This window comes from Clostridium sp. AF32-12BH (assembly GCF_003477935.1).
GTDB lineage: Bacteria > Bacillota > Clostridia > Lachnospirales > Lachnospiraceae > Brotaphodocola.
In genome coordinates, this window is record NZ_QUEH01000054.1 from 1 (window position 1) to 359 (window position 359).

The 359-nt window shown below is 52.6% G+C and carries 2 protein-coding genes; both read left to right on the forward strand.

The genetic code is table 11. The features are described 5' to 3' along the window. A partial coding sequence (locus DWZ40_RS19195; protein ID WP_118544368.1) for a DeoR family transcriptional regulator occupies window positions 1–174 on the forward strand: 174 nt, incomplete at its 5' end. Next, a partial coding sequence (locus DWZ40_RS20235) for a DUF3847 domain-containing protein (protein WP_243035401.1) occupies window positions 167–359 on the forward strand: 193 nt, incomplete at its 3' end. The genes DWZ40_RS19195 and DWZ40_RS20235, both read left to right, overlap by 8 nt.

Consider the following 359-nt stretch of genomic DNA (forward strand, 5'->3'; position numbering starts at 1 on the left):
TGCTTCCCTGTCACAGCCATTGCCGCAGTCCTGTCCCGCAGTCCTATGACGGTCAAGCGTTCTTTGAATGAACTGGAAAACGCAGGACTTATCATGCGGGTGCGTCAGGGCGTTGGAGAGCCGAACAGGATTTATGTGCTGATACCGGGAAAGGAGGACGCTGCCCTTGCCTGATAGCTCAAAACTTGAAAAGCTCAACCGGGAGCTGGAGAAAAGCGAAAAGAAACTGCGGAAAGCTATCAATGATGAAAAGGCATTGCAGCATCAGTTGAAGCAGCTTACCCGAAAGGAACGGACGCACCGGCTCTGTACTCGTGGCGGTATGCTGGAAAGTTTTCTGCAAGAGCCGGAACGCCTGA